A 22,696-nucleotide genomic window follows, 5' to 3' on the forward strand; every position below is an offset into this window, starting at 1 on the left:
TGGAAGAGAACAAAATCAGTAATCCCATCACACAAAAATGGCATAAAAATTAGGACACACGTCATTCTGCAGAAAACGGATGGCTTACGATCAGGGCTGGATAGCCACACAATCCTATAGCTCGTCCAAAAAAACCCCGCCATCAAGGCGGGGAAAAAAACAGGGATGGTGTCTATGGCAAGGAAAACAGGTTACTTCTTTAACACACTACTCTCGGCACTACTCTCACTACTCGGAAAAACACGCTCTACTCAGTACTCTCATCCTGCCCCTGACGGGACAGTTCCAAATTCTGGCTCTGTGAACCGGACGCCGACATCTGCTGACGCACCGTCTGCATTGCCACCTTCCTGCAACTCGAATTATTTTTGGTATAACATTACCTTCCAAATATCCGGTTCCAAATACTGGGTTTTAGTTTTTCTAATTCGGCAATATGCTTTTTAAGAGTATCTTGAACATCAATTGCTTCTTTGTAAGCCTTAATATAATGCTCTAATTGTTTTTCCTTAATTTCATTCGTAATAGCACTAACCGTTTCGTCGTCTGCCTTGAATGGAACAGGTCTAGACAGTTTAGGTTCACCTACTTTTTTTAACTGAATATAGAATTCATCAACACCTTCTATAGGTTCGGAAACCTTAACATTTAAAATACCGAGTTCATTTAGTTCATTAATCACGGCAACAAAACTATCTTTTGTAAACACGGAACAGTGCGCATCGAAATATTGCCCCGTTGTGTAGGAGTTCAGCGTAAAGTTCAGTGCTTCTTCCTTGGTATAATGATGTTCAGAAAAAATATTCCCGTTCCCGTCTTCTGAAGTAACTTTAGAAAGAAAATCGTAAAGTTGTTTTGTATTTGGTCTTTTATCTTCACTAAGCCATGCATGAATAAGGTCAGAAGTTTCAGAGATACGCCTATTTCTATCGAACGTTTGAGTCTTTTCAGGAAGCGCCAGAGAAAATACCCCCCCTTCATTCATTACCTCAAATACTTCTAAGAGCCAGCCAATTGGATCAGGAACATGTTCAAGAACATGAGATGCAATAGCCCAATGATATTCAATGCCAACTGGAGTACACTCAGAAAGCTTTTTACCTGGAGTCCAAATAAAATCAAGATCCATTATTTCAGGGTGTTCATAATGAGCATGTTTTTCTCTTGAATCTTCTGCACTCGTGTAATCGGTATAATGAACATTGTGTATAGACCTATCGGTTGCCGGTCTATATAAAGGAGATATCTCTATACCAACCTCCTGAGTTGGCAAGCTTTTTAATAACAGGTGTTTTTCAATAGGTTTCATCGATATCGTTCCTAAAATTTTTTAAAATCCATTCATTAAAATATGAAAACCGAGCCATGTAGATGGCAGTTCAAATATAGCACTGAGATTTAGTTAGTTACAGTAAAAAAATTGGGTGATATGACAATAAATGTAGGCTGATGGTAGTGGTCAACTAAAATTGACCACGGCCGCATCTGCCTCATCATGGAACAGCAGCTCTGATTCTTGGGCGTCAAACCACAGTTATACCAGTGCGGTCGAAGTTTGCTGTAACCCGTGATATAGCGAGTAATTGCATCCCTGGCTTAGAGCCGAAGCTCTGGTAATCCAGAGTAAACCAAGTGGCCCAACATTGAACCGTTGGTAGCGATAGATGTAGACCGTTGTTGACAATAGGCTGCCACTATCGCCCCCTATCAGGATAATTTTCAGTGGTTTTTCAGTCGAGATCGACACTGCTAGTTTAATCTCGCCGACATGGATCAACAATTTAAAATATTTGGTACCCATTGTTTCTCTCATCAGGATTATTTGTACAGGGAAAGATCGTAAAATTCACGTATTTTGCTAGCGCGACGAAATAACCTGATATGAATGATGGTATATTTTATACAACGTATGAAATATATTTCAGAATGAGTGATTAACATTTTATTTTTTATAAAAATTGGTCCCAACCGCAATAAAACCAATGAGACCAATGAATATAAAAAATCAACACCAGGAAATCAATTTATAAAAAATAAATATTTAATATATTAAATCAAGTATTTAGAAGCCAAAAAAACAAACTTCGCATTGCCTAGCGTTGCATTACTTGTAGATAATGAAATATAACCTTCATTAACAATAAAAACATCAGAATAATTGTTAGCTATATCAACCCCTGCAGATACATAAGTTGTTATCTGCTGAGTAGAAATACTATTTTTACTAGCGATCGTCGTGGATAAAAAACCAGCTTCCGTACTACCTTGCCGGATTAATCCACTCATAGTTCTGGCATTTAACGGAATTACTCCACTAACAGGAACATCAACTCCTAATGAAGTTTGTGAGGTAGAATAGAGCTGTCTTGCAGGAGTATGCACCTCCCTTCCAAAGACAGATAATACGGTAAACTTACCCGCATTGACCGGCACAACCGTCAATAATGCCGATGCGGTATATCCATCCGGCATATTGGTTCCGCTATAAATCTCCGGCAATTTGACTGAGGTGGCGTTAACCGCAAGCAAGCCTGACGTCATTGTTACCGGATTATAAATGGCATAAATCCCGACGAACCCTTCATCAGGAACGGTTCCGGTATCCATTCCTCCAACGCCATTCTTTGCCAGATCGATCGTCTGCCTGAATAAACCTATTCGATATTGGTTTCCCCCCAGAGCAGTTCCAACAATAATCTCATCAGCAGTATATGTGGCACTGGAAGAAACGGAGGGAATATTCATCGTGGCATTGCGTGTCATGCCAATCACACCGGAAAATGCGCTCCTTACGCCCAAATTCTCGATAAATTGAGCTTTATCCACAATGTCTGCACCATTTTGAGCTTTAGCCAGTTTTCCGTCAGCCATGTTATCCACATACTGCCGACTGGCCAGCACCACCGCCGGGTCGATATTCAGCGATACCGCCTGCGCCTGACTAATAGCCACAATCATGCGCACCGTCTGCACGCGGCCCGATCCTTCCTGCATCTGTGGTTTATAGGTTTCCGGACAGTTGGCTACGGCAATCAAATTATCGTCCGCATCATACAAGCCGATTTCCCGCAGCCAGAATCCACCTTCATTCTCCGGGATCACTTGTTCGGCAATAATCTGATTGGCATTAGCAGGGTCGATGCTCAACGAATTAAGCGCGGCACGACGTTTTTCATTGATCAATTTAGTCTGGGTTGCGTCCGGCGTTGGCAATACACCACCACCATCCCCTACGCCCATCCGGGCGATTTCCAGTTGTTTTCCCAGTGCGATCGCATTAGCCAGCCTGTCTGCTCCCACTTGGGTAAGCAAGGCCGTATATTTCGTGCTCATAACATGTCTCATCAGAATTAGCGATAAAGGGGCCCATGCTCAGGCATGGAACACATACCGCCACACTTGTCGACACACGCTTTTCCAAGCGATTTTAACCCGTTGTGGCAGTATCGGACATTATGCTGACAGGCCAGCAACAGCGCACGCAGCGAGGGTTGGAACAGCGATAGCACAACAAACCCCGTTCAGTTTTTTATAACTATGGAGATCGGGAAAGTGAATGATGATTAGTAACATCATTGGTATGACAGAAATATCACTCCCCCAGAAAATAACCGGGCTGAAAATAGCAATTAAGTCAGCACTCATTATTATTTTTCAGACAAAACATGAAGAAAGGTGAAGGAGATAAGACATGAAAATGAATTTTTCATTTCTCTTCCTGGGGCTTATGGCAATAAGCCCCAGTCAGGCAAGCTCATTAACAACGGATAATAATGAAAAAAAACTTGAGGTTGGCTTTGGTAAACCGACCTACAGGCAAACACTGCACTACCGTAAACTCTATGAGAAAAAACCGTTCCCCGATGCAGAAATATTCTATTACGACAACGGTATTTATAAAATAATATCGCAAGGTGAAGAACATTATGGTGTTTACGTCATGCAGGGAAATTTTCAGGATCAAACCTATACCATCAGATATATCTCATTGCCTTCTGAAGACTGGGGGAAAAAGACTGCATTTCATCAACTCACATTCATTCATGGCGACAAAGAAAAGTATTTTATACAAAATGCGATCGTTGAAACGGGAGAGGCAATAGCACAACAGAATGGGACTTTTTCCCTGGAAGAGAACAAAATCAGTAATCCCATCACACAAAAATGGCATAAAAATTAGGACACACGTCATTCTGCAGAAAACGGATGGCTTACGATCAGGGCTGGATAGTCACACAATCCTATAGCTCGTCCAAAAAAAACCCCGCCATCAAGGCGGGGAAAAAGACAGGGATGGTGTCTATGGCAAGGAAAACAGGTTACTTCTTTAACACACTACTCTCGGCACTACTCTCACTACTCGGATCTCACTACTCGGAAAAACACGCTCTACATCGTTACGATCATTACTCGGTACTCTCATCCTGCCCCTGACGGGACAGTTCCAAATTCTGGCTCTGTGAACCGGACGCCGACATCCGCTGACGCACCGTCTGCATTGCCTGCTCATGTTTCTGGTTCAAAACCGATTTCTGCTCCGGCGTCAGCATGTTGTACATCTGGTTGCTCACCCGGGCGATCTCAACCTGACGTGCAATTTGCGCCTGGACCATTTTGGCGACCTGCGCTTGCACCGCCGGTGCATCAAATTTTTCTGCCGTTATCAGCTGATGCATAATCTCCACATCGTTAGCATCATAAGCGGGTTGTTCGTGGCGGACTTGCCGCATCAGATCACGCATTTGCTGGCGCTGATGTTCCGTCAACCTCACACCATCAAATATCCCTTGCTGACTCTCCGTGCGTTTCGTGGCAGAGTCATCGCGATAACAGTTGCCCAGTTCGGGGGCATTGTTTTCGGTGGATAAATTATTTTCGGTGGATAAATTCTCTTTGCCGGAAAACATGTTTTCAGTCGCCATCGCAGTACCGGTGACCAACATCAGCAGTGAAGTAAAAGATAACGTGATGATGGTGCCCCGCATCTCATGACCCCTCTGTGTTCACGCACGGCTTGCGTTGGTACGCTGTACTGGCTGGCTAATCAATGCACTCAGTCTAATTGCCTTGCTGCAAACATGCGTCAGACGATGTAAAACTACGTAAAGTCATGGAATAGCGGCGATCTATGACGTATTTTGCCCGTGGAGGTAGGTAAATCATGAATAAAATCCTGTTGGTTGATGACGATCGCGAGCTGACATCCCTGTTGCGGGAATTGCTCGAAATGGAAGGTTTTAACGTCGTTGTCGCCCATGACGGCGAACAGGCGTTAAGCGTACTGGATGACTCGGTTGACCTGTTATTGCTGGATATCATGATGCCGAAGAAAAACGGCATCGATACACTCAAGGAAGTGCGCCAACGCTACCAGACGCCGGTAATCATGCTTACCGCCCGCGGCAGCGAACTGGATCGCGTACTCGGTCTGGAACTGGGCGCAGATGACTATTTGCCGAAACCCTTTAACGACCGGGAACTGGTCGCCCGCATCCGCGCTATTCTGCGTCGTTCCAATTGGACGGACCAACAGCAGGCAGGCGAAGCCAGTGCGCCCACCATCGAGGTAGATGCGCTGCGGCTTAACCCCGGCCGTCAGGAAGCCAGCTTTGACAATGAAGTGCTGGATCTGACCGGTACGGAATTCACCCTGCTCTACCTGCTGGCGCAGCGGCTGGGCCAGGTCGTATCGCGCGAACATCTCAGTCAGGAAGTGTTGGGTAAACGCCTGACGCCGTTCGATCGCGCTATCGATATGCATATCTCCAACCTGCGGCGCAAGCTGCCTGAACGCAAAGATGGGTTGCCCTGGTTTAAAACCTTGCGCGGCAGAGGCTATCTGATGGTATCTACCGCATGATGCAGGTTGCCGTCGTATGATTAACAGCCTTACCGCCCGTATTTTCGCCATTTTCTGGCTGACGTTGGCACTCGTGCTGATGCTGGTGCTGATGCTGCCGAAACTGGACTCCCGGCAACTCACGCCGCTGCTGGAAAATGAACAGCGGCAGGGGCTCATGCTGGAACAGCATATTGAGGCTGAGCTGGCGAGCGACCCCGCCAATGATTTGCTGTGGTGGCGGCGTTTATTTCGCGTCATCGAAAAATGGGCGCCGCCCGGCCAGCGCCTGCTGCTGGTGACCAGCGAAGGACGTGTGATTGGCGCGCAGCGCAATGAAATGCAGATGGTGCGCAATTTCATCGGTCAATCCGACAGCGCTGATTTCCCGCAAAAGAAAAAATACGGTCGGCTGGAATTGCTGGGGCCGTTCGCCGTGCGCGATGGTGAAGACAGCTACCTGATGTACATGCTGCGCCCCGCCAGCAGCCCGCAATCCGATTTCATCAACCTGCTGTTCGACCGCCCACTGTTGCTGCTGATCGTCACCATGCTCACCAGCTCGCCGCTGCTGCTGTGGCTGGCCTGGAGCCTGGCAAAACCGGCGCGTAAGCTGAAGAATGCGGCCGATGAAGTCGCGCGCGGCAACCTGAAACAACATCCGGAGCTGGAATCCGGCCCGCACGAATTCCGTGCGACCGGCGCCAGCTTTAACCAAATGGTGAGCGCGCTGGAGCGGATGGTCACCGCGCAGCAGCGCCTGTTGTCCGACATTTCCCACGAGCTGCGTACGCCGCTGACCCGCCTGCAACTGGCTACCGCGCTGTTACGCCGCCGTCAGGGCGAAGGCAACGAACTTAACCGCATCGAAACCGAAACCCAGCGGCTTGATGGCATGATCAACGATTTGCTGGTGCTGTCGCGTAACCAGCATAAGAATGAATTGTTACGCGAAGAGTTGCGGGCGGATGAGCTATGGAACGATGTGCTGGATGACGCGCGCTTTGAAGCCGAGCAGGTGGGTAAAACACTGGACGTGTTATCGCCTCCCGGCCCCTGGCCGTTGTTCGGCAACCCCACCGCGCTCGACAGTGCGCTGGAAAATGTGGTGCGTAATGCACTGCGTTATTCGCACAGCCATATTACCGTATCGTTCTCGGTCGATGTTCAGGGCGTTACCATTGTGGTCGGCGATGACGGCCCCGGCGTCAGCCCGGAAGATCGGGAGCAAATTTTCCGGCCGTTCTACCGTACTGACGAAGCCCGCGACCGCGAATCCGGCGGAACAGGACTGGGGCTGGCCATCGTCGAAACGGCGCTGTCACAGCATCGCGGCTGGGCTAAAGCCGATGAAAGCCCGCTGGGTGGTTTACAGCTCACGTTATGGCTACCGCTCTATCAGCGTTAATGGATATTGCGCCTCACCCGGGCGCGGCATACCGCGCCCGGCGTCACATCCATACCGTCAATCAATTGAGTTTTTCCTCTGGTCGGGTAGAGTGTGAACCTGTGCCATGCGACAGCCGCGGGAAGCCGCCTCGGCTGCCTTGTGACAACCCGTTATCCCTTCAGTCATGCCTGCACATGTTTGATGGAATACGTTCTTGATGTTGCCTGACACCCTGCACAGGAAAAGGACATGAAAGGATTAGCCTTACTGGCTGGATTCGTCGCTACTCTGGTACAACTACCGGCGTATGCTTCCAGCGATGGTGTATGTGGTTTTTCCGATGCTGATTGCGGTATGCCCGCACTTCCTTATCTCTTGCCGGATAACGACACCCGCACCAATTTGATGTTGCTGCAAAGCAGCCGTAACCATATTCCGTTGCCGATACCCCAGCCCGAGCCGGATCAAACCCGCTCCCGCGTCGATCCGTTCACCGCATACCGCGTAATGGGGCTGGATGCAGCCGAAGAAAACAGCGACGACACGCAAATCGACCCTGTCGCCCCCGCCGACGATAAAGCCGACGAAGAAAATGCCTCGCTGCTGCAAAAAGCCGTCCAGTTGCATTTTTCCGATACCGAACTGGGCCAGTTGCGCGAAATGACGCCCGTCGATCTGGATGGCCGTTGGGTTTCCAACGACCTCACCACGCTGGAAAGCTTTTTCGATCTGCTGCTGGCAGATAAAACGCTCAATGATGCCCAACGCACGCAGCTAGCACAGGTGCGAATGAAAATGCTGTCCAGCGACTATAGCCTTGACGACGCGAAAACCGATCTGGCCGGCGTGCCGGAAACCGGCCATGCCGGCGAGTTACGCCGCTACCTGACGAGCGCCACGGCATTTTATGAAGGGCAGTTAGATCAAGCGGATAACGGCTTCCGGCAACTGCTGCAAGCCAGTCAGCCGTGGGTCGCGGAAACGGCTCGCTACATGCTGATTCGGGTGTCGATTAATCAGGCGATGAAAGACGCGCAGGACGAATACAACATGTTCGACCCCCGCAAGATGGATAAGGCCGCCGGGCAGCAGGCAATCCAACGTATCAACGACTACCTGAAACAGTACCCGCGAGGGAAATACGTCGACTCCGCTGAAGGTCTGTACCGCCGGGCTGAGTGGGTCAGCGGTGATACCGTTGCACTGGCCGGTCGTTTCAGCAAGGCGCTGGCGTCGGCCAAAAGCGTGAATCAATTGCAGGTCATCAGCAACGAAATCGACAACAAGTTGCTGGAAGACAACCGTTTTGTCGCCTCAGCCGATACGCCTGTCCTGATGCTGGTGCAGGACATCAAGCGCCTGCGCAGCCCCGACGGCTGGATGACGTTACCCGCGTTGACGCAAGAGGAGTTAACCCGCCAGCAACCGCTATTTGAAGCAGCAGGTATGCAGGATGCATTTAGCTATCTGCAGGCGGCGTTTCAGTACTACCAACTGCGCGACGACGCGGCGGTATTGAAAACGCTGCCGATGACCACGGCACAGGATATCTCCGATGTAACCGTATTCAGCAGCCAGGTGTTGCGTGGGCTGGCGATGCAACGGCAGAAACAGTGGGACGAAGCGGAAGCGCACTGGCGTCACCTGCTGATGCTGAAGACGACGTATACCCAGCAGCAATACCTGCAACTGGCACTGGCGCAAACGCTGGTGGACAGCGGTCATCCGGAGCGGGTATTTACACCGGAAAGCCCGGTCAAAAACCTGCGTTTCCGCTCCGCCATTCTGAAAGTCAGCGCCGATGCCGATTTATTGCACCGGCAGACCGGCCCTCAGCAAACGCCGGAAGAGCGGGCTATCGCCCTGCACACGCTGCTCACCAGGCAACTGACGCACCGCGATTACGCCGGTTTTCTCAAAGACAGTGCCCTGTTGAAAACCATCGCGCCGCTGAAAAGCACGGAAAATATGAGCTGGAACGAAGAGGATCTGACGGTATTCGGTTGGGACGGCAGTGACACCGAAGAGGGGTACGAATGCCCGACGTTGCAGGAAACGGTGACCACGCTGAGCCAGAACGCCAGGAATGCCCATGCCTTGAATTGCCTGGGCGAGTTCGTCCTGCGCACCGGCAACGGCGTCGGCTTCGACTGGGGTGAGAGCAACATGCTCAACGGGCTGACGGATGCCGCCGCCCACTATCCGGGCCAGGAGTTCAACCGTCTGGACAACTACATGCAGGTGATTGCCGACGCGAAAGCGCCGCCGGAAGATAAAAGCTATGCGCTCTACCGCGCTATCTATTGTTACGCGCCCGGCGGCTACAACGACTGCGGTTCTCAGGATATCGGCAAGGAAACGCGCAAGGCGTGGTTCCGGCAGCTCAAAACCGAGTTTAAAGGCAGTCAATGGGCACGGCAGCTCAAATACTATTGGTAGCCCGTTGTATGGTAGCCCGTTGTCGCGTTGTGCTGTTCGGTCTGCTGTGTCTGAGTTTCACGGCGTACAGCGCCACCGTCGATGCCGCCCGCTATCATGCTTTCTGGTTGTGGGCGGCGGTACAACCGCAGCCGGTGTTATCCCGGGCCGATACGCTCTACTTGCATCAAGGGGAAATCACCCGTCGACACGGTAAATCCGTGTTTCTGCGTCAGGGGATCCCGGTCAGTACGCTGCCGGTACGGCATCTTTGGCTGTCGTTTCGGGTGTCTGAGTTGCATATCGGGGAGCAGCAAGTGCAGCGCCTGCTGCATCTGCGCCAACGCTGGGTCGCCGCCGGCAATCAGGTTGAGGGCATCCAGATTGATTTCGACGCGAAGAGCTACAATCTGGCGAGTTACGTTGCCTTTTTACAGGCGCTGCGCCAGCAGTTGCCGCCCGGTTGTCGCCTGAGCGTCACCGGCCTGCTGGATTGGGCAAAAACCGGCGACGTCCGGCAACTCAATCGTCTGAGCGGCGTCGTGGATGAACTGGTAGTGCAAACCTATCAGGGGCGGCATACGGTGGACAATTACACCGCCTATCTGCCCGCACTGATGAACCTGACGTTACCGTTCCGCCTGGGGTTGGTACAACACGGCAAGTGGGACGAACAGTGGCAGCGACGGCTGATTGCATCGCCCTTTTACCGGGGTGAAGTGGTGTTCCTGCTTAATCCGATACCGGCGCGCCGCACCCCGATACTGCAACAACGCTAGCCCGCCCCCCTGCACGCGGCGGTGAAACGCGATGACATAAGCGGTAGATCAGCGGCGGCCGCCGAACCCATTCTGTCGCCAGGCTTCATAACTGATGATGGCCACCGAGTTGGACAAGTTCAGGCTGCGGCAATTCGGCTCCATCGGAATACGGATACGATTTTCAGGCGCAAAACCATTGCGAATTTCATCCGGCAGGCCGGCGGTTTCGGAGCCAAACAGCAGCACATCGCCCGGCTGATAGTCAGGTTCGTCATAAGGGCGGCTGCCTTTGGTGGTACAGGCGAAAATCCGCTGGCCTGCCACTGCTTGCAGAAAATCCTGATAGTTGCGGTGACGGCTGACATTCGCCAAATCGTGATAATCCAGCCCGGCGCGACGTAATTTTTTCTCTTCGAAATCAAAGCCAAGCGGCTCAATCAGGTGCAACGAGCAACCATTGTTGGCCGCCAGACGGATAATATTGCCGGTATTGGGTGCAATCTGTGGCTCATAGAGCGCAATATGGAACATGATAAGGTCAGGTACAAAAAAAGGTGGATGCCAGTATAGCCTATTCCGCTTCCGCGCCCCAGCCGCGGTCAGTACGACGAATCGTCCGATGTGTGGACGCAGGCAGGGACGACGCCCCGAATTAACCGCTAGAATAAAGCCATATCCGACAGCCGTTTCCCCCGGAGGAATCATGAAAATAATCGCTTCCCTGATGTTGCTGCTAAGCCTGCCGTTGCTGGCTCACGCCGCTACACAACCCATCTCGCCCCAGCAGCAGCAATTTGAAAACGGCATCAGCAGCCAGCAGCGGTTGTTGCAACAAATGCAGCAAAACCAGCAGTTCCAGCAGCAACTGTTAAATCAGGAAATCCAGCAGCGCAGCCGCGAACAGCAGCAGCAACTGCAACAGCAACTGGAACAGAATCGCCAGCGTATTCAACAGTCCGCGCCCGGCAATACCAACCGTTACTGATCCCTTCCCGTCACACCCGCCGCTCACCGCAGAATGACCGGCGGGTTACGAATAGCGTTATACCCGCACGCCCATCAGCGTCAGGATCAACGGCGTGGTAATCCCCGCCAGCGCGGTCGACATCAGCAGGCTGGCGGCGACCGGCCCGCCCAGCACATTAAACTGTCGGGACATCAGATAGATATTCACGCCCACCGCCATCGACCCCAGCAGCACCACCACACGCGTTTCCATCTCCGGCAGCCCCAGCGCCAGCGCCAGCCCCCACACCACCAGCGGCTGCACTACCAGCTTGATGAGACAAATAGCGACGCTGATTTGCCAGCCGTCGCGAATGCGGTATTCCGCCAGCCCCATCCCCAACGCTATCAGCGACAGCGGGACGGCGATTTGCCCCAACATGCCTATCGGCTTGTCCACCACGTCCGGCAGCGGCAGGCCGGTAAGGCTGTAAAACGTACCGGATAAAATGCCGATGATCAGCGGGTTCTTCAGCACGCCGACCGCCGTTTTGGTAAACCCCTGCATCGACAGCGACCCGTTGCGCGCCCACTCCACCGAGACGGTCACCAGTGTCCATAAAATCAAGCCATTGAACACCAGCACCAACGCCACGGACGGAACGGCCTGCGGGCCAAGCATCAGGGTGGCTATCGGCAGGCCGAGCATCACGTTGTTGGAGAAAATACCGCTGAGCGAAAACACCGAGCCGGAAACGCCGTCTAACCGAAACACCCGGCTGGCGATAATCCGTCCGAGCACGAACACGATAAGACAACTGCCGAAAAAGGCGATCAGCAGCCGGGCATCCACCGCCGGTCGTTTGGAGAAATCGCACATCATGCGGAACAGCATGGCGGGCAACGCCACCGAAAACACGAATTTGGTCAGCGCATCGGTCACCGTGGACGGCCAACGGCCGAAACGGATCAAGCCATACCCCAGCGCAATCAGCACAAACAGCGGCAGGGAAAGAAAAATCTGGTGCCAAAGAGAAACAATAAACGTGGGCATCGCCCTTCCTTAAAAAACGCGCAGCTCACCCGGGCGAAGGCTGATGGCTTGTCACGACGGCAAGGCGGCAAGCCCTACCGGGGAGCGGGCCGAGCGGCCCGGGGTCATACAGGAAACGCCTGACGAAACACGCCTGGTTTATCTTTCAGCGTGATTGCCGTCAGGAAAGGCGACATCCGCCGACGTTAATTAAATTGCGGTCCAATCAAATCTATCCGGTCGGTGCAGATGCAGTCAACGCCCCACTGTAACAGGGTACGCGCACGTTCAGGCTGGTTGACGGTATACACCAGAATGCGCAGCCCGGCGTCTTTCAACATCCTGACGCGCGCCTCATCCAGCAGTTGGTGGTTGAGGTGAATCGACACGCAACCCAGCCGCCCGGTCAGGGAACGCCAGTCATCCTCCCATTCGTCCAGCAGCAGGCCGCGCGGTAATTCCGGCGCCGCCCGCTGCGCGGCTTCCAATGCCGCTACCGAAAACGATGACAACAGCGGCGCGACAGGATGGTTTTGCCACAACTCGCGGGCAGCCATCGCCACCACGCGGCCGGTCTGATCGTCACAGCCGGTGGTTGGTTTGATCTCAATATTGGCCGCCATACCGTACTGCGCGCAACGCTTCGCCACTTCCGACAGCAACGGCAGGCGTTCGCCGTGAAACTGACGGCTGTACCAACTACCGGCGTCCAGCCCCACCAGTTTGTCCCACGGCAGCTCGCCCGCCACGCCCCAACCGTTGCTGGTGCGCTCCAGCGTGTCGTCGTGCAGCAGGAAAATCTGCCCATCCTGCGACAGCTTGGCGTCAAACTCGATCATCCGGTGACCGTGCTGCGCGCCGACATCAATCGCCGCCAGCGTGTTTTCCGGCGCCAGAGAGCCGCCGCCGCGGTGGGCGACGATAACAGGATAAAGCCAGTTCGGGGTCATGCTTCCATCCGTAATCCGCTTTGCGAATCAAATATATGCCAGGATACGGCCGGCAGAGTGAGCCACAGGGTTTCCCCCACCGCCGGACAATGCTCGTGCGACAGGCGCACCACGATATTCTGCCCCGCCCATGTGCCGTGCGCCAGATTATCCGCGCCCAGCAGCTCCAGCGTTTCCACCACCAGCGGCACGCCGCCGGTGTCGGCGGTGGACTGCAAAATGTGCTCCGGGCGCATCCCCAGCGTGACGGTGCGCCCCTGCCATTCCGGCTTCGCCACCGGTAGCGGCAGCGAGAAATCCGCCGACAGCTCGACCCGGCTACCGTCGGCGCTCACCTGCCCGGCCCACAGATTCATGGCGGGCGAGCCGATAAAACTGGCGACGAACAGCGACGCCGGTTTGCGGTAAATCTCCGCCGGTGCGCCGATCTGCTCCGCCACGCCTTTGTTCATCACAATGACGCGATGCGCCAGCGTCATCGCTTCCACTTGATCGTGGGTGACGTACAGGCTGGTGGTTTTCAGGCGTTTGTGCAGTTGTTGCAGTTCAAGGCGCATCTGCACCCGCAGCTTGGCGTCAAGGTTAGACAGCGGTTCGTCGAACAGGAACACCGCCGGCTCGCGCACAATGGCGCGCCCCATCGCCACGCGCTGGCGCTGGCCGCCGGACAACTCGCGCGGCTTGCGATGGAGCAACGGTTGCAGCTCCAGAATCCGCGCCGCTTCTTCCACTCGCTGCTGAATCTGCACTTTACCGAAACCACGGATTTTCAGGCCGTAGGCCATGTTGTCGTAAACACTCATATGCGGGTAGAGCGCGTAATTCTGGAACACCATCGCGATACCGCGATCTTTGGGCTCCTTGTCGGTAACGCGTTCGTCGCCGATGTAAATATCGCCGCTGGTGGTCTGCTCCAGACCGGCCACCATGCGCAGCAGGGTCGATTTGCCGCAGCCGGACGGGCCGACCATCACCACGAATTCGCCGTCCGCCACGTCGAGGTCAATCGGCCGAATCACCTGGGTTTTGCCGTCGTAGGATTTGGTGACGGCCTGAAGTTTTAAACATGCCATAAGGTTCTATTTCTCACTATCAACCAGACCACGAACAAACCAGCGTTGCATCAGCAACACCACCAACAGCGGCGGCAGCATCGTCATCAGCATCGCCGCCATCACCTGATGCCAGGGCGTGGCGGTATCGCCGGTGGCGATCATGCTCTGGATCCCGGCGACCGCCGTGCCCAAATGAGGGTCGTTGACGATCAATAGCGGCCACAGATACTGGTTCCAGCCGTAGATAAACGTGATGACAAACAGCGCCGCCAGATTGGTTTTGGACAGCGGCAGCACCATGTCGAAGAAAAAACGCATCGGGCTGGCGCCGTCGATACGCGCCGCCTCCAGCAGTTCGTTCGGCAGCGTCATGAAGAACTGTCGGAACAGAAATGTGGCGGTGGCGGACGCCATGACCGGCAACGTCAGCCCGACATAACTATTGGTCATATTGAGGTGCGAAATCACCTCGACCGTCGGGAAAATACGCACTTCCACCGGCAACATCAGGGTGGAAAAGATCATCCAGAAAAACAGATTCCGACACGGAAAACGGAAATAGACGATGGCGAAAGCCGACAGCATCGACACGCTGATTTTGCCGACGGTGATCGTCAGCGCCATGACAAAGCTGTTAAACAGCATCAGGCCGAACGGCGCGCTGTTGTTGTCGCCCACGCCATGCCGCCAGATATAGGTCATGTTTTCCCACAGGTGCCCGCCGGGGATAAGCTGCATCGGCACCTGCGACATCTGCTCCTGGCTCAGGGTGGCGGCGACGAACGCCACATACAGCGGGAACAGCACCATCAGAATAGCGACCGCCAGCATGGCGTGGCTGAAGAAATCCAGCCCGCGGCGATTTTCAATCATGCGGCTCCCTGTGATTGCAAACCGGCTCATTGATAGTTCACCTTACGCTCGACAAAGCGGAACTGGACAACCGTCAGCACGGTCACCACCAGCATCAGCACCACCGACTGCGCCGCCGAGCTGGAGAGGTCAAGACCGGCGAACCCTTCACGGTAGATTTTATAGATAAGCGTGGTGGTGGCCTGAACCGGTCCGCCGCCGGTCGCGGCGTCGATCACCGGGAAGGTGTCGAAGAAGGCGTAAGTCAGATTGACCACCAGCAGGAAAAAACTCACCGGTGAAATCAGCGGCAGCACCAGATTGAAAAAACGGCGCACCGGGCCGGCGCCATCAATCGCCGCCGCTTCGATCAACGAACGGGGAATGGACTGCAACGCCGCGAGGAAAAACAGGAAGTTATAGCTGATTTGCTTCCAGACCGACGCCAATACCACCAGAAACATCGCCTGACCGCTGTGTTGTGCGTGGTTCCAGTCGTAATCCCACTGGTGCAATAGCCAGGTAATCAGCCCCAGGCCGGGGTTGAACAGAAACATCCACAGCACCGCCGCCACCGCCGGCGCCACTGCATAAGGCAGAATCAGCAACGTCTGGTACAGGCGGCTAAAGCGCAGGGTGTAATCCACCAGCGCCGCCAGAAACAGCGACACGATCAGCCCCGAGGCCGCCACCAGAAAACTGAACAGCAGCGTGGTGTAAAACGAACCGAGGTAATAGCTGTCGTGGAACAGGTTGGTGAAGTTATCCAGCCCGACAAACTGACTGGAAAGGCCGAACGGGTCCACGCTCTGCACCGAATACCAGAGCGCCTGCCCGGCGGGCCAGAGGAAGAAGATCACCGTGATGGCCAGTTGCGGCAGCACCAGCAGGTAAGGCAACAGGCTGCGGCCAAAAACCGGACGGGAAGCAGTCATGCACAAGGCTCTCAGAAAACAGAATGCTCAGAAAACAGGGTTCTCAGGAAAAAACAGGGATGGCCGAATCCCTTCGGCCCGGAATAAGTTACTTGTTCGCCTGTTCAAAGCGACGCAGCAGTACGTTACCGCGTTCCACAGCGGCATCCAGCGCCTGCTGCGGGGTCTTTTTGCCGGTCCAGACGCTTTCCAGCTCTTCGTCCACGATGGTACGAATCTGCGGCATATTGCCCAGACGTAACCCCTTGGTGAACGGTAGCGGTGCCTTATTCAACATCTGACGGGTGGCGATGTCCGCGCCGGGGTTCTTGTCATAGAAACCCTGCTGTTTGGTCAGCTCGTAAGCGGCGGTGGTGATCGGCAGATAACCGGTCTTCTGGTGCCACTCGGCGGCGATTTCCGGCGTAGACAGGAACTGCATGAACTCAGCGACACCTTTATAGGTTGCGGCGTCTTTACCGCTCATCACCCACAGGCTGGCGCCGCCGATAATGGCGTTCTGCGGCGCGCCTTTCACGTCGGCGTCATACGGCATCATCGCCACGCCGTAGTTGAATTTGGCGTACTGACGAATATTGGCCAGCGAACCGGATGACGCGGTGGTCATGGCGCAGTCGCCGTTATAGAACTTCTCGGTCGGTTCGTCTTTACGGCCGTAGTAGGTGAAATCCCCTTTCTTGTTCATGTCTTCCAGCATCTGAATATGCCTGACCTGAACCGGCTTATTGAACTCCAGTACCGCATCAAAACCGTCGAAACCGTTGTTTTTAGTGGCGATCGGCAGGCCGTGCCAGGCGCTGAAGTTTTCAATCTGAATCCAGCCCTGCCAGCCGCTGGCGTAGCCGCACTTCATGCCGGACGCGCGCAGTTTAGCGGTGTACTCGGCCATCTGCTGCCAGGTTTTCGGCGGCTGCTCCGGGTCCAGCCCGGCTTTTTTAAAGGCGTCTTTGTTGTAATACAGCACCGGCGTAGAGCTGTTGAACGGCTGAGACAGCAGGTGCCCGGTTTTGGCATCGGTGTAGTAACCGGAAACGGTCGGCACGAAGATCGTCTCATCGTACGGCACACCAGCGTCTTTGAAGACCTGGTATACCGGTTTGATAGCCTTACTGGCCATCATGGTGGCGGTGCCGACTTCATACACTTGCAGGATAGCCGGGGCGTTGCCGCTGCGAAATGCCGCAATACCCGCCGCCAGACTCTGCTCGTAGTTGCCTTTGTACACCGGCACGATTTTGACGTCGCTGTGTGTCTGGTTGAAACGGTCAGCCAGAGAATTAACGGTCTTACCCAGTTCCCCTTCCATCGAATGCCAGAACGGGATTTCGGTAACCGCCTGCGCCTGTGCGCCGGTGGCTAACGCCATAATGACGACGGCGGCGGTTTTACGGATAGCGTGCTGAAACATGCTGTCTCCTGAGATCATTGAGGGGCGACATGGTGAGCGCTATGAGCGAAAAAGCGCGTTTTATGTTCGGCAGGTAACATGACATGCCCGGATGACAGAAAAATAACTACGACATGACAGCCCGATGACAATGCATACGATTGCACTGACGGGCGAGACGTGAGGATGACCGTACTGAAAATATGATTTTATTAATTTAAATCATTACCTTACATTAAATGTGTATTGGCGGCGGCCCGTTGGTGCCGTGCGCATCCGGAGCATGGCCGTTGATACCCGAGCAGGCGGCAAGAGGAAGGGGGAGCAAACAGCATTCAACAGTGGCGCCGCGGCGGAAATAGCCTGAAAAATGGCGGCCAGTCAGGGAAATATTACAGTGGGCCTCCAGCATTATTAAAACACCGTTTTTATTTGAACGTAATTGATAGCAACAGCGATTAATTAAGCAAAAAAACATCACCATAAGTCATAAAATGGTGTTTTTATGACAGCACGCACATTATATTCGACAAATAAATTTATATTCCTTAATCTATATTGTTATCGAATGACGGGTAATTTTATATCTTGTTATTTCATCGATTTACTTATCGATTTTAAACAATCTTGTTACCGGATTTCATAAACCGTTATCTTTCTATTTATTTAGAAATTATACGTCATTAACAGGAGATTAATCGGTCAATGCGAAAATTTATTCATATGGAATAGAACTAATCCAAATTATACATCTGTAGAACTATTTTATTTACCTCCCGGACGAGGTCCAAAATGAATGCATGGAATACACGACGTTAAGGACATCTATGAACGCGCTAAAAAAAATGAAGCTGGGCACCATGCTAAGTGCAGGATTCGCCCTGGTCATCGTGATCGGTTTGCTGGTAGCGACATTTGGTCGAACCCAACTGGTGGGGTTAGGTGACGACATCGATCATCTCTCTGCGACCACCCTCACCAACATGATGTTGATTCAGGAAGCCAAAACCGGCTTCGATACCAATTCCCGTCTGGTGCGCAATATCGCACTGAGTAACGATACCTCGCGCATCGCCAGTGAAAAGCAGCAGATCGACCGGCAGATCGCCCGTAATACCGAAGTGCTGAAACAACTCTCGGAACGGCTGGATACGCCGGAAACGCGCGATCAGCTCAATCAACTGACGCTGGCGCGCCCGGCTTATCTGCAAGCCTTCAATAAAGCGGTCGCGCTGGGGATGTCCGATCAGCCGGAACAGCGCAATCAGGCGCGTGAGCTGATTCTCAATGACATGCAAACCGCTCAAAACGGCGTGTTCAAAGCGCTGGACAACATGCTCGACTTTCAAAAGAAAGTCACCATGAGCGTGGTGTCGGAGTCGATGCATAATGCCCGCGCCGACGGCACGGTCATGCTGGCGCTGGCGCTGGCCGCGGCGGTACTCGGCGCGCTGACCGCCTGGCTTATCACCCGTACGGTCAAAGGACAACTGGGCGGCGAGCCGGCTTATGCCGCCGCAGTGGCGCAGCAAATTTCCGATGGTAATCTGGCCTTTCGGGTCGAACTGCGCGACGGCGATACGAAGAGCGTGCTGGCGGCCATGAACGACATGCGGGAAAAACTGGGGCAAATCGTCACCCAGGTGCGCCAGAGCAGCGAATCCATTGCGACCGGCGCCAGTGAAATCGCCGCCGGCAGTACCGACCTGAGCCAACGTACCGAAGAGCAGGCCGCCAGTCTGCAGCAAACCGCCGCCTCCATGGAGCAAATGAGCCAGACCATCCGCCAGAACGGCGATACCGTGCGTACCGCCACCACGCTGGCGCAATCAGCCAGTTCAACCGCCGCCAAAGGCGGCGAAGCCGTCGGCAACATCGTCCGAACCATGGAAGATATCTCCGCCAGTTCGTACAAAATTGGCGACATTATCAGCGTTATCGACGGCATCGCCTTCCAGACCAACATCCTGGCGCTCAACGCCGCGGTGGAAGCGGCCCGCGCCGGCGAACAGGGCCGCGGCTTTGCCGTTGTAGCGGGTGAAGTGCGGAATCTGGCGCAACGCTCCGCCTCCGCCGCCAAAGAAATCAAAGAATTGATTACTGCCAGCGTCGAAAAAGTGGAAATGGGATCAGCGCAGGTGAGCGAAGCCGGTTCCACTATCGACGAACTGGTGAAGCAGGCGCGCCACGTGGCGGATTTGATCGGCGAAATAGGCGTGACCACCCATGAGCAGGAATCCGGTATTTCGCAGATTAATGATGCGGTAAACCAGCTTGATCAGGTCACGCAGCAGAACGCCGCGCTGGTGGAAGAGTCGGCCAGCGCCGCCGACAGCCTGAGCGATCAGGCGGCAAAACTGGTGGAGCTCATGAGCGTCTTCACGACCCAGCATACGGTTAATCACCAACCGCCTACCCTGCAAAGACCGGGGATCGCACCGAAAAAATCGATGCCGTCCAGGCTGGCGTTGGCGAACGACGCCGGCAGCAGTAACTGGGAACAGTTCTAAATTCACCTCACCGCCACGGCAACGTGGCGGTATTCTTTCAACACATACCGCTCGTCACCTGTCTTATTTCAACTTATACCCGTCATACTTCAAGTTGCAGGTGCGTTGGCTTTATTACTCGGCCCATCCCTGGGCCTCGCCCTACGGGCCGCAGCGAGCTGCGTTCAAATCTGCTCCCGGCAGATTTGTCGTTCACCCGAATCACTTACCTGAGTAAGCTCATCGGGATGAAATGAGAGACATCCTGTCTCTCACCAGAGGCCAGCCTTTGGCTGGTCAAATTCGTTCCCGACGAATTTGTCTCTCTCTTGCCGCGTTACAAGGCTCTATGAGCCTTGCCCTGAAGGGCCAACGCGTTGCGTTGTTCAAAACGCAACGCGTTTTGTCCTGCAACTCGAATTATTTTGGGTATAAACACACTTTTTTTGAAAAATCCCCTTCATGGTTTAAAAGTCGTCAGCCAATATAAAGTCACGCACATAACTATTATTAATAATCGCTATTCGAGACAATAAAAAACCAACGGCAATACGTTGATAATAAAAACAAAAAATAAAAATTACAATCAGGTAATTTTTTTCGGCTCTTAAGATATAACAAATATTCATCGATTAGATTAATTCCCTACATCACAAATAACCTGGCATTTTTGATGCCCGTATTTATACCCTCAATAATTCGACAAGCGGGAAAGCAAACAGCGCACCGGCAATCGAGAAATGACAGGGATATAAGCACCAGCTTGTTGTGATGAAAAATAACATTCGGGGGATAATCCATGAGTATTCTGAAGAATATGAAACTTGCCACCATGCTTGGCGCCGGTTTCGCCATCGTACTGGTCATCAGCTTTTTTGTTTCTGGGTATGGTCAACTGCAATTACGGCAACAAAGCAGCAATATCAATACGTTGGCTCACGACCAACTGGAAGGATTATTGCTGGTGCAGGAGCTGAAAGATAACCTGAACATCCTTGCCATTTCGGTACGCAACCTGACGCTGTTTACCGCACCGGACCAGGTGGCACAGGAAAAACAACTGATTACCAAAACCATTGCGCGAAACGGCGACATTATTAAACGCATCGGTGAACTGGCAAATTCGCCAAAAGAAAAAACGTTATTTGATGGCATCAATCAAGTTCGGCCCGCTAGTCTGGCCGCCACACAAAAAGCGATTGCGTTCAGCCAGGAAAATAAGCTGGATGAAGCCAAAGCCGTGATCATGAATGAAGTGAAACCCGCGCAGGAAAATTACTTCAAAGCCATCGGTGATATGGTGAGTTACCAGAAAAGCGATACCCGCCGCTCGGCTGACGATGCCGGCCAGTCTGCCAATTTCGCCGGCGTCCTGATGCTGGTACTCACCGGCCTATCTACCGTACTGGGTATTGCGATCGCCTGGGCGATTACCCGCCGCATCAAAAAACTGCTGGGCGGTGAACCGGCATACGCTTCCGATATCGCGCGTCAAATTGCCGGTGGTAACCTGACTATCAATGTCGAGCTGCAAGCAGGCGATAGCTCCAGCCTGCTGGCTGTTATGGAGGATATGCGCGCCAGACTGCGCGGAATTGTGCAGCAGGTACATGATAGCAGTTCGTCTATTTCCACCGGCTCCCGCGAAATTGCTATCGGCAGCAACGACCTGAGCCGTCGCACCGAAGAACAGGCCGCCAGCGTGCAGGAAACCGCCGCCTCGATGGAGCAAATCAGCCAGACTATCCGCCAGAATGGCGACACGGTGCGCGAAGCGGCTCAGCTCGCCACCGCCGCCAGCCAGACGGCGACGAAAGGCAACGACGTGGTACACAATGTTATCAATACCATGGACGACATCAGCACCAGTTCCCGCAAGATTGGCGATATCATTACCGTGATTGACGGCATCGCCTTCCAGACCAATATTCTGGCGCTCAATGCCGCGGTGGAAGCCGCCCGCGCCGGCGAACAGGGCCGTGGTTTCGCCGTCGTCGCCGGTGAAGTGCGCTCACTGGCGCAACGTTCCGCGTCCGCGGCGCGCGAAATTAAAGAACTCATCACCACCAGCATGGAAAAAGTGGAAAGCGGCTCCAGACTGGTAGCGCATGCCGGTGAAACCATGTCCGATATCGTCACCCAGGCCCAGCATGTTGCCGATTTGATTAGCGAAATCGGCGTCACCACCCAGGAACAGGAATCGGGCATTTCGCAAATCAATCAGGCGATTACCCAAATGGACAGCATCACCCAGCAAAACGCCGCGCTGGTTGAAGAGTCTGCCAGTGCGGCTGATAGTCTGAGCGAGCAGGCCGAAAAACTGGTGGAACTGATGGGCGTATTCACCATTGGGCACACGTCGGCAACACCGCCGCCTCGTCGGCAGAGTCACCCGGCACCCGCCTTGAAAAAACCCGCCGCGGCACCCAGAGCTGCGCTGGCCAGCAAAGCCAATAACAACGACTGGGAACAATTCTGACGTTTCGTCATCCCCCACCAACCGCCACGACAACGTGGCGGTTTTTTATTCCCTTCGCCGATAACGCCCCCACCGCCCCAGGAAAACATCATAAAGCCGTCACCGCATCAGTCATGCATGAAGAATGGCATTATTCAGGATGAGTTTATTTTTATACCACCAC

18 protein-coding genes are annotated in these 22,696 nt (G+C 53.5%); 8 read left to right on the forward strand and 10 right to left on the reverse strand.

What is annotated here, in order from left to right; genetic code table 11:
• Positions 1-379 precede the first annotated feature (379 nt).
• Positions 380-1,309 carry a methyltransferase domain-containing protein gene (locus DCH402_RS20825; RefSeq protein WP_050583340.1) on the reverse strand — a complete coding sequence of 310 codons (930 nt, stop codon included), beginning with the start codon at positions 1,307-1,309 and terminating at the stop codon, positions 380-382.
• Positions 1,310-2,049: 740 nt separating this feature from the next.
• Complete coding sequence (locus DCH402_RS23215) at positions 2,050-3,333, reverse strand: phage tail protein (protein WP_233276304.1); 1,284 nt, start codon at positions 3,331-3,333, stop codon at positions 2,050-2,052.
• 358 nt (positions 3,334-3,691) lie between these two features.
• On the opposite strand from DCH402_RS23215, the gene DCH402_RS19730 reads away from it, so the two are divergent.
• Positions 3,692-4,180 (forward strand): hypothetical protein, encoded by a 489-nt coding sequence (locus DCH402_RS19730; protein ID WP_081642196.1) that lies wholly within the window; start codon positions 3,692-3,694, stop codon positions 4,178-4,180.
• Between the two features lie 226 nt (positions 4,181-4,406).
• On the opposite strand, the gene cpxP is transcribed toward DCH402_RS19730, so the two are convergent.
• Positions 4,407-4,985 carry a cell-envelope stress modulator CpxP gene (cpxP, locus tag DCH402_RS19735; protein WP_040003008.1) on the reverse strand — a complete coding sequence of 193 codons (579 nt, stop codon included), beginning with the start codon at positions 4,983-4,985 and terminating at the stop codon, positions 4,407-4,409.
• Positions 4,986-5,161: 176 nt separating this feature from the next.
• Here cpxP and cpxR point away from each other — a divergent pair, with 176 nt between their 5' ends.
• The 4 genes from cpxR to DCH402_RS19755 all read left to right on the forward strand — a co-directional run bounded on the left by cpxR (position 5,162) and on the right by DCH402_RS19755 (position 10,426).
• The gene (gene cpxR / locus DCH402_RS19740; RefSeq protein ID WP_015848325.1) at positions 5,162-5,860 is read left to right on the forward strand and encodes an envelope stress response regulator transcription factor CpxR; all 699 of its coding nucleotides are present in this window, start codon (positions 5,162-5,164) and stop codon (positions 5,858-5,860) included.
• Positions 5,861-5,876: 16 nt separating this feature from the next.
• The gene (gene cpxA, locus DCH402_RS19745; protein WP_040003009.1) at positions 5,877-7,247 is read left to right on the forward strand and encodes an envelope stress sensor histidine kinase CpxA; all 1,371 of its coding nucleotides are present in this window, start codon (positions 5,877-5,879) and stop codon (positions 7,245-7,247) included.
• Positions 7,248-7,478: 231 nt separating this feature from the next.
• Positions 7,479-9,668 carry a hypothetical protein gene (locus DCH402_RS19750; protein ID WP_040003011.1) on the forward strand — a complete coding sequence of 730 codons (2,190 nt, stop codon included), beginning with the start codon at positions 7,479-7,481 and terminating at the stop codon, positions 9,666-9,668.
• A complete protein-coding gene (locus DCH402_RS19755; protein ID WP_040003013.1) occupies positions 9,638-10,426 on the forward strand; it encodes a DUF3142 domain-containing protein in 789 nt (262 codons plus the stop codon). Before DCH402_RS19750 ends, DCH402_RS19755 begins: the two co-directional genes overlap by 31 nt.
• Positions 10,427-10,474: 48 nt before the next feature.
• Here the strand turns inward: DCH402_RS19755 and DCH402_RS19760 are convergent, their stop codons facing one another.
• Positions 10,475-10,939: a tRNA (cytidine(34)-2'-O)-methyltransferase gene (locus DCH402_RS19760; protein ID WP_012886602.1), complete on the reverse strand. Its 465-nt coding sequence runs from the start codon at positions 10,937-10,939 to the stop codon at positions 10,475-10,477.
• A 172-nt stretch (positions 10,940-11,111) separates the two neighbouring features.
• Between DCH402_RS19760 and DCH402_RS19765 the strand changes: the two genes are divergently transcribed.
• Positions 11,112-11,393, forward strand: coding sequence for a DUF2756 domain-containing protein (locus DCH402_RS19765; RefSeq protein ID WP_040003016.1), 282 nt, complete (start codon positions 11,112-11,114; stop codon positions 11,391-11,393).
• Between the two features lie 57 nt (positions 11,394-11,450).
• On the opposite strand, the gene DCH402_RS19770 is transcribed toward DCH402_RS19765, so the two are convergent.
• From DCH402_RS19770 to ugpB, 6 genes are all read right to left on the reverse strand, one after another.
• Positions 11,451-12,407: an AEC family transporter gene (locus DCH402_RS19770; protein WP_040003017.1), complete on the reverse strand. Its 957-nt coding sequence runs from the start codon at positions 12,405-12,407 to the stop codon at positions 11,451-11,453.
• Between the two features lie 185 nt (positions 12,408-12,592).
• Positions 12,593-13,336 carry a glycerophosphodiester phosphodiesterase gene (gene ugpQ / locus DCH402_RS19775; RefSeq protein WP_040003018.1) on the reverse strand — a complete coding sequence of 248 codons (744 nt, stop codon included), beginning with the start codon at positions 13,334-13,336 and terminating at the stop codon, positions 12,593-12,595.
• Entirely contained in the window at positions 13,333-14,409 is a 1,077-nt protein-coding gene (locus DCH402_RS19780; protein ID WP_040003020.1) for a sn-glycerol-3-phosphate import ATP-binding protein UgpC, read from the reverse strand. The genes ugpQ and DCH402_RS19780 overlap by 4 nt, the downstream gene beginning before the upstream one ends.
• 6 nt (positions 14,410-14,415) lie before the next feature.
• Positions 14,416-15,264, reverse strand: coding sequence for a sn-glycerol-3-phosphate ABC transporter permease UgpE (gene ugpE, locus DCH402_RS19785; protein WP_040003021.1), 849 nt, complete (start codon positions 15,262-15,264; stop codon positions 14,416-14,418).
• A gap of 26 nt (positions 15,265-15,290) precedes the next feature.
• Positions 15,291-16,178: a sn-glycerol-3-phosphate ABC transporter permease UgpA gene (gene ugpA, locus DCH402_RS19790; RefSeq protein WP_040003023.1), complete on the reverse strand. Its 888-nt coding sequence runs from the start codon at positions 16,176-16,178 to the stop codon at positions 15,291-15,293.
• Between the two features lie 88 nt (positions 16,179-16,266).
• Positions 16,267-17,586, reverse strand: coding sequence for a sn-glycerol-3-phosphate ABC transporter substrate-binding protein UgpB (gene ugpB / locus DCH402_RS19795; protein WP_040003024.1), 1,320 nt, complete (start codon positions 17,584-17,586; stop codon positions 16,267-16,269).
• A gap of 806 nt (positions 17,587-18,392) precedes the next feature.
• On the opposite strand from ugpB, the gene DCH402_RS19800 reads away from it, so the two are divergent.
• Positions 18,393-20,075, forward strand: a complete 1,683-nt coding sequence (locus tag DCH402_RS19800) for a methyl-accepting chemotaxis protein (RefSeq protein WP_040003026.1) — start codon at positions 18,393-18,395, stop codon at positions 20,073-20,075.
• Between the two features lie 778 nt (positions 20,076-20,853).
• On the forward strand, positions 20,854-22,533 hold the full coding sequence (locus DCH402_RS19805; protein ID WP_040003027.1) for a methyl-accepting chemotaxis protein: 1,680 nt from the start codon (positions 20,854-20,856) through the stop codon (positions 22,531-22,533).
• The last annotated feature ends 163 nt before the right edge of the window (positions 22,534-22,696 follow it).

Source organism: Dickeya chrysanthemi NCPPB 402 (genome assembly GCF_000406105.1).
In the GTDB taxonomy this organism is placed as follows: Bacteria; Pseudomonadota; Gammaproteobacteria; order Enterobacterales; family Enterobacteriaceae; genus Dickeya; species Dickeya chrysanthemi.

Excerpts from the sequence above, each read along its gene's own strand:
- DCH402_RS20825 (WP_050583340.1), bottom strand. The coding sequence starts at position 1,309 with ATGAAACCTATTGAAAAACACCTGTTATTAAAAAGCTTGCCAACTCAG.
- DCH402_RS23215 (WP_233276304.1), bottom strand. The coding sequence starts at position 3,333 with ATGAGCACGAAATATACGGCCTTGCTTACCCAAGTGGGAGCAGACAGG.
- DCH402_RS19730 (WP_081642196.1), top strand. The coding sequence starts at position 3,692 with ATGAAAATGAATTTTTCATTTCTCTTCCTGGGGCTTATGGCAATAAGC.
- cpxP (WP_040003008.1), bottom strand. The coding sequence starts at position 4,985 with ATGCGGGGCACCATCATCACGTTATCTTTTACTTCACTGCTGATGTTG.
- cpxR (WP_015848325.1), top strand. The coding sequence starts at position 5,162 with ATGAATAAAATCCTGTTGGTTGATGACGATCGCGAGCTGACATCCCTG.
- cpxA (WP_040003009.1), top strand. The coding sequence starts at position 5,877 with ATGATTAACAGCCTTACCGCCCGTATTTTCGCCATTTTCTGGCTGACG.
- DCH402_RS19750 (WP_040003011.1), top strand. The coding sequence starts at position 7,479 with ATGAAAGGATTAGCCTTACTGGCTGGATTCGTCGCTACTCTGGTACAA.
- DCH402_RS19755 (WP_040003013.1), top strand. The coding sequence starts at position 9,638 with ATGGGCACGGCAGCTCAAATACTATTGGTAGCCCGTTGTATGGTAGCC.
- DCH402_RS19760 (WP_012886602.1), bottom strand. The coding sequence starts at position 10,939 with ATGTTCCATATTGCGCTCTATGAGCCACAGATTGCACCCAATACCGGC.
- DCH402_RS19765 (WP_040003016.1), top strand. The coding sequence starts at position 11,112 with ATGAAAATAATCGCTTCCCTGATGTTGCTGCTAAGCCTGCCGTTGCTG.
- DCH402_RS19770 (WP_040003017.1), bottom strand. The coding sequence starts at position 12,407 with ATGCCCACGTTTATTGTTTCTCTTTGGCACCAGATTTTTCTTTCCCTG.
- ugpQ (WP_040003018.1), bottom strand. The coding sequence starts at position 13,336 with ATGACCCCGAACTGGCTTTATCCTGTTATCGTCGCCCACCGCGGCGGC.
- DCH402_RS19780 (WP_040003020.1), bottom strand. The coding sequence starts at position 14,409 with ATGGCATGTTTAAAACTTCAGGCCGTCACCAAATCCTACGACGGCAAA.
- ugpE (WP_040003021.1), bottom strand. The coding sequence starts at position 15,264 with ATGATTGAAAATCGCCGCGGGCTGGATTTCTTCAGCCACGCCATGCTG.
- ugpA (WP_040003023.1), bottom strand. The coding sequence starts at position 16,178 with ATGACTGCTTCCCGTCCGGTTTTTGGCCGCAGCCTGTTGCCTTACCTG.
- ugpB (WP_040003024.1), bottom strand. The coding sequence starts at position 17,586 with ATGTTTCAGCACGCTATCCGTAAAACCGCCGCCGTCGTCATTATGGCG.
- DCH402_RS19800 (WP_040003026.1), top strand. The coding sequence starts at position 18,393 with ATGAACGCGCTAAAAAAAATGAAGCTGGGCACCATGCTAAGTGCAGGA.
- DCH402_RS19805 (WP_040003027.1), top strand. The coding sequence starts at position 20,854 with ATGAGTATTCTGAAGAATATGAAACTTGCCACCATGCTTGGCGCCGGT.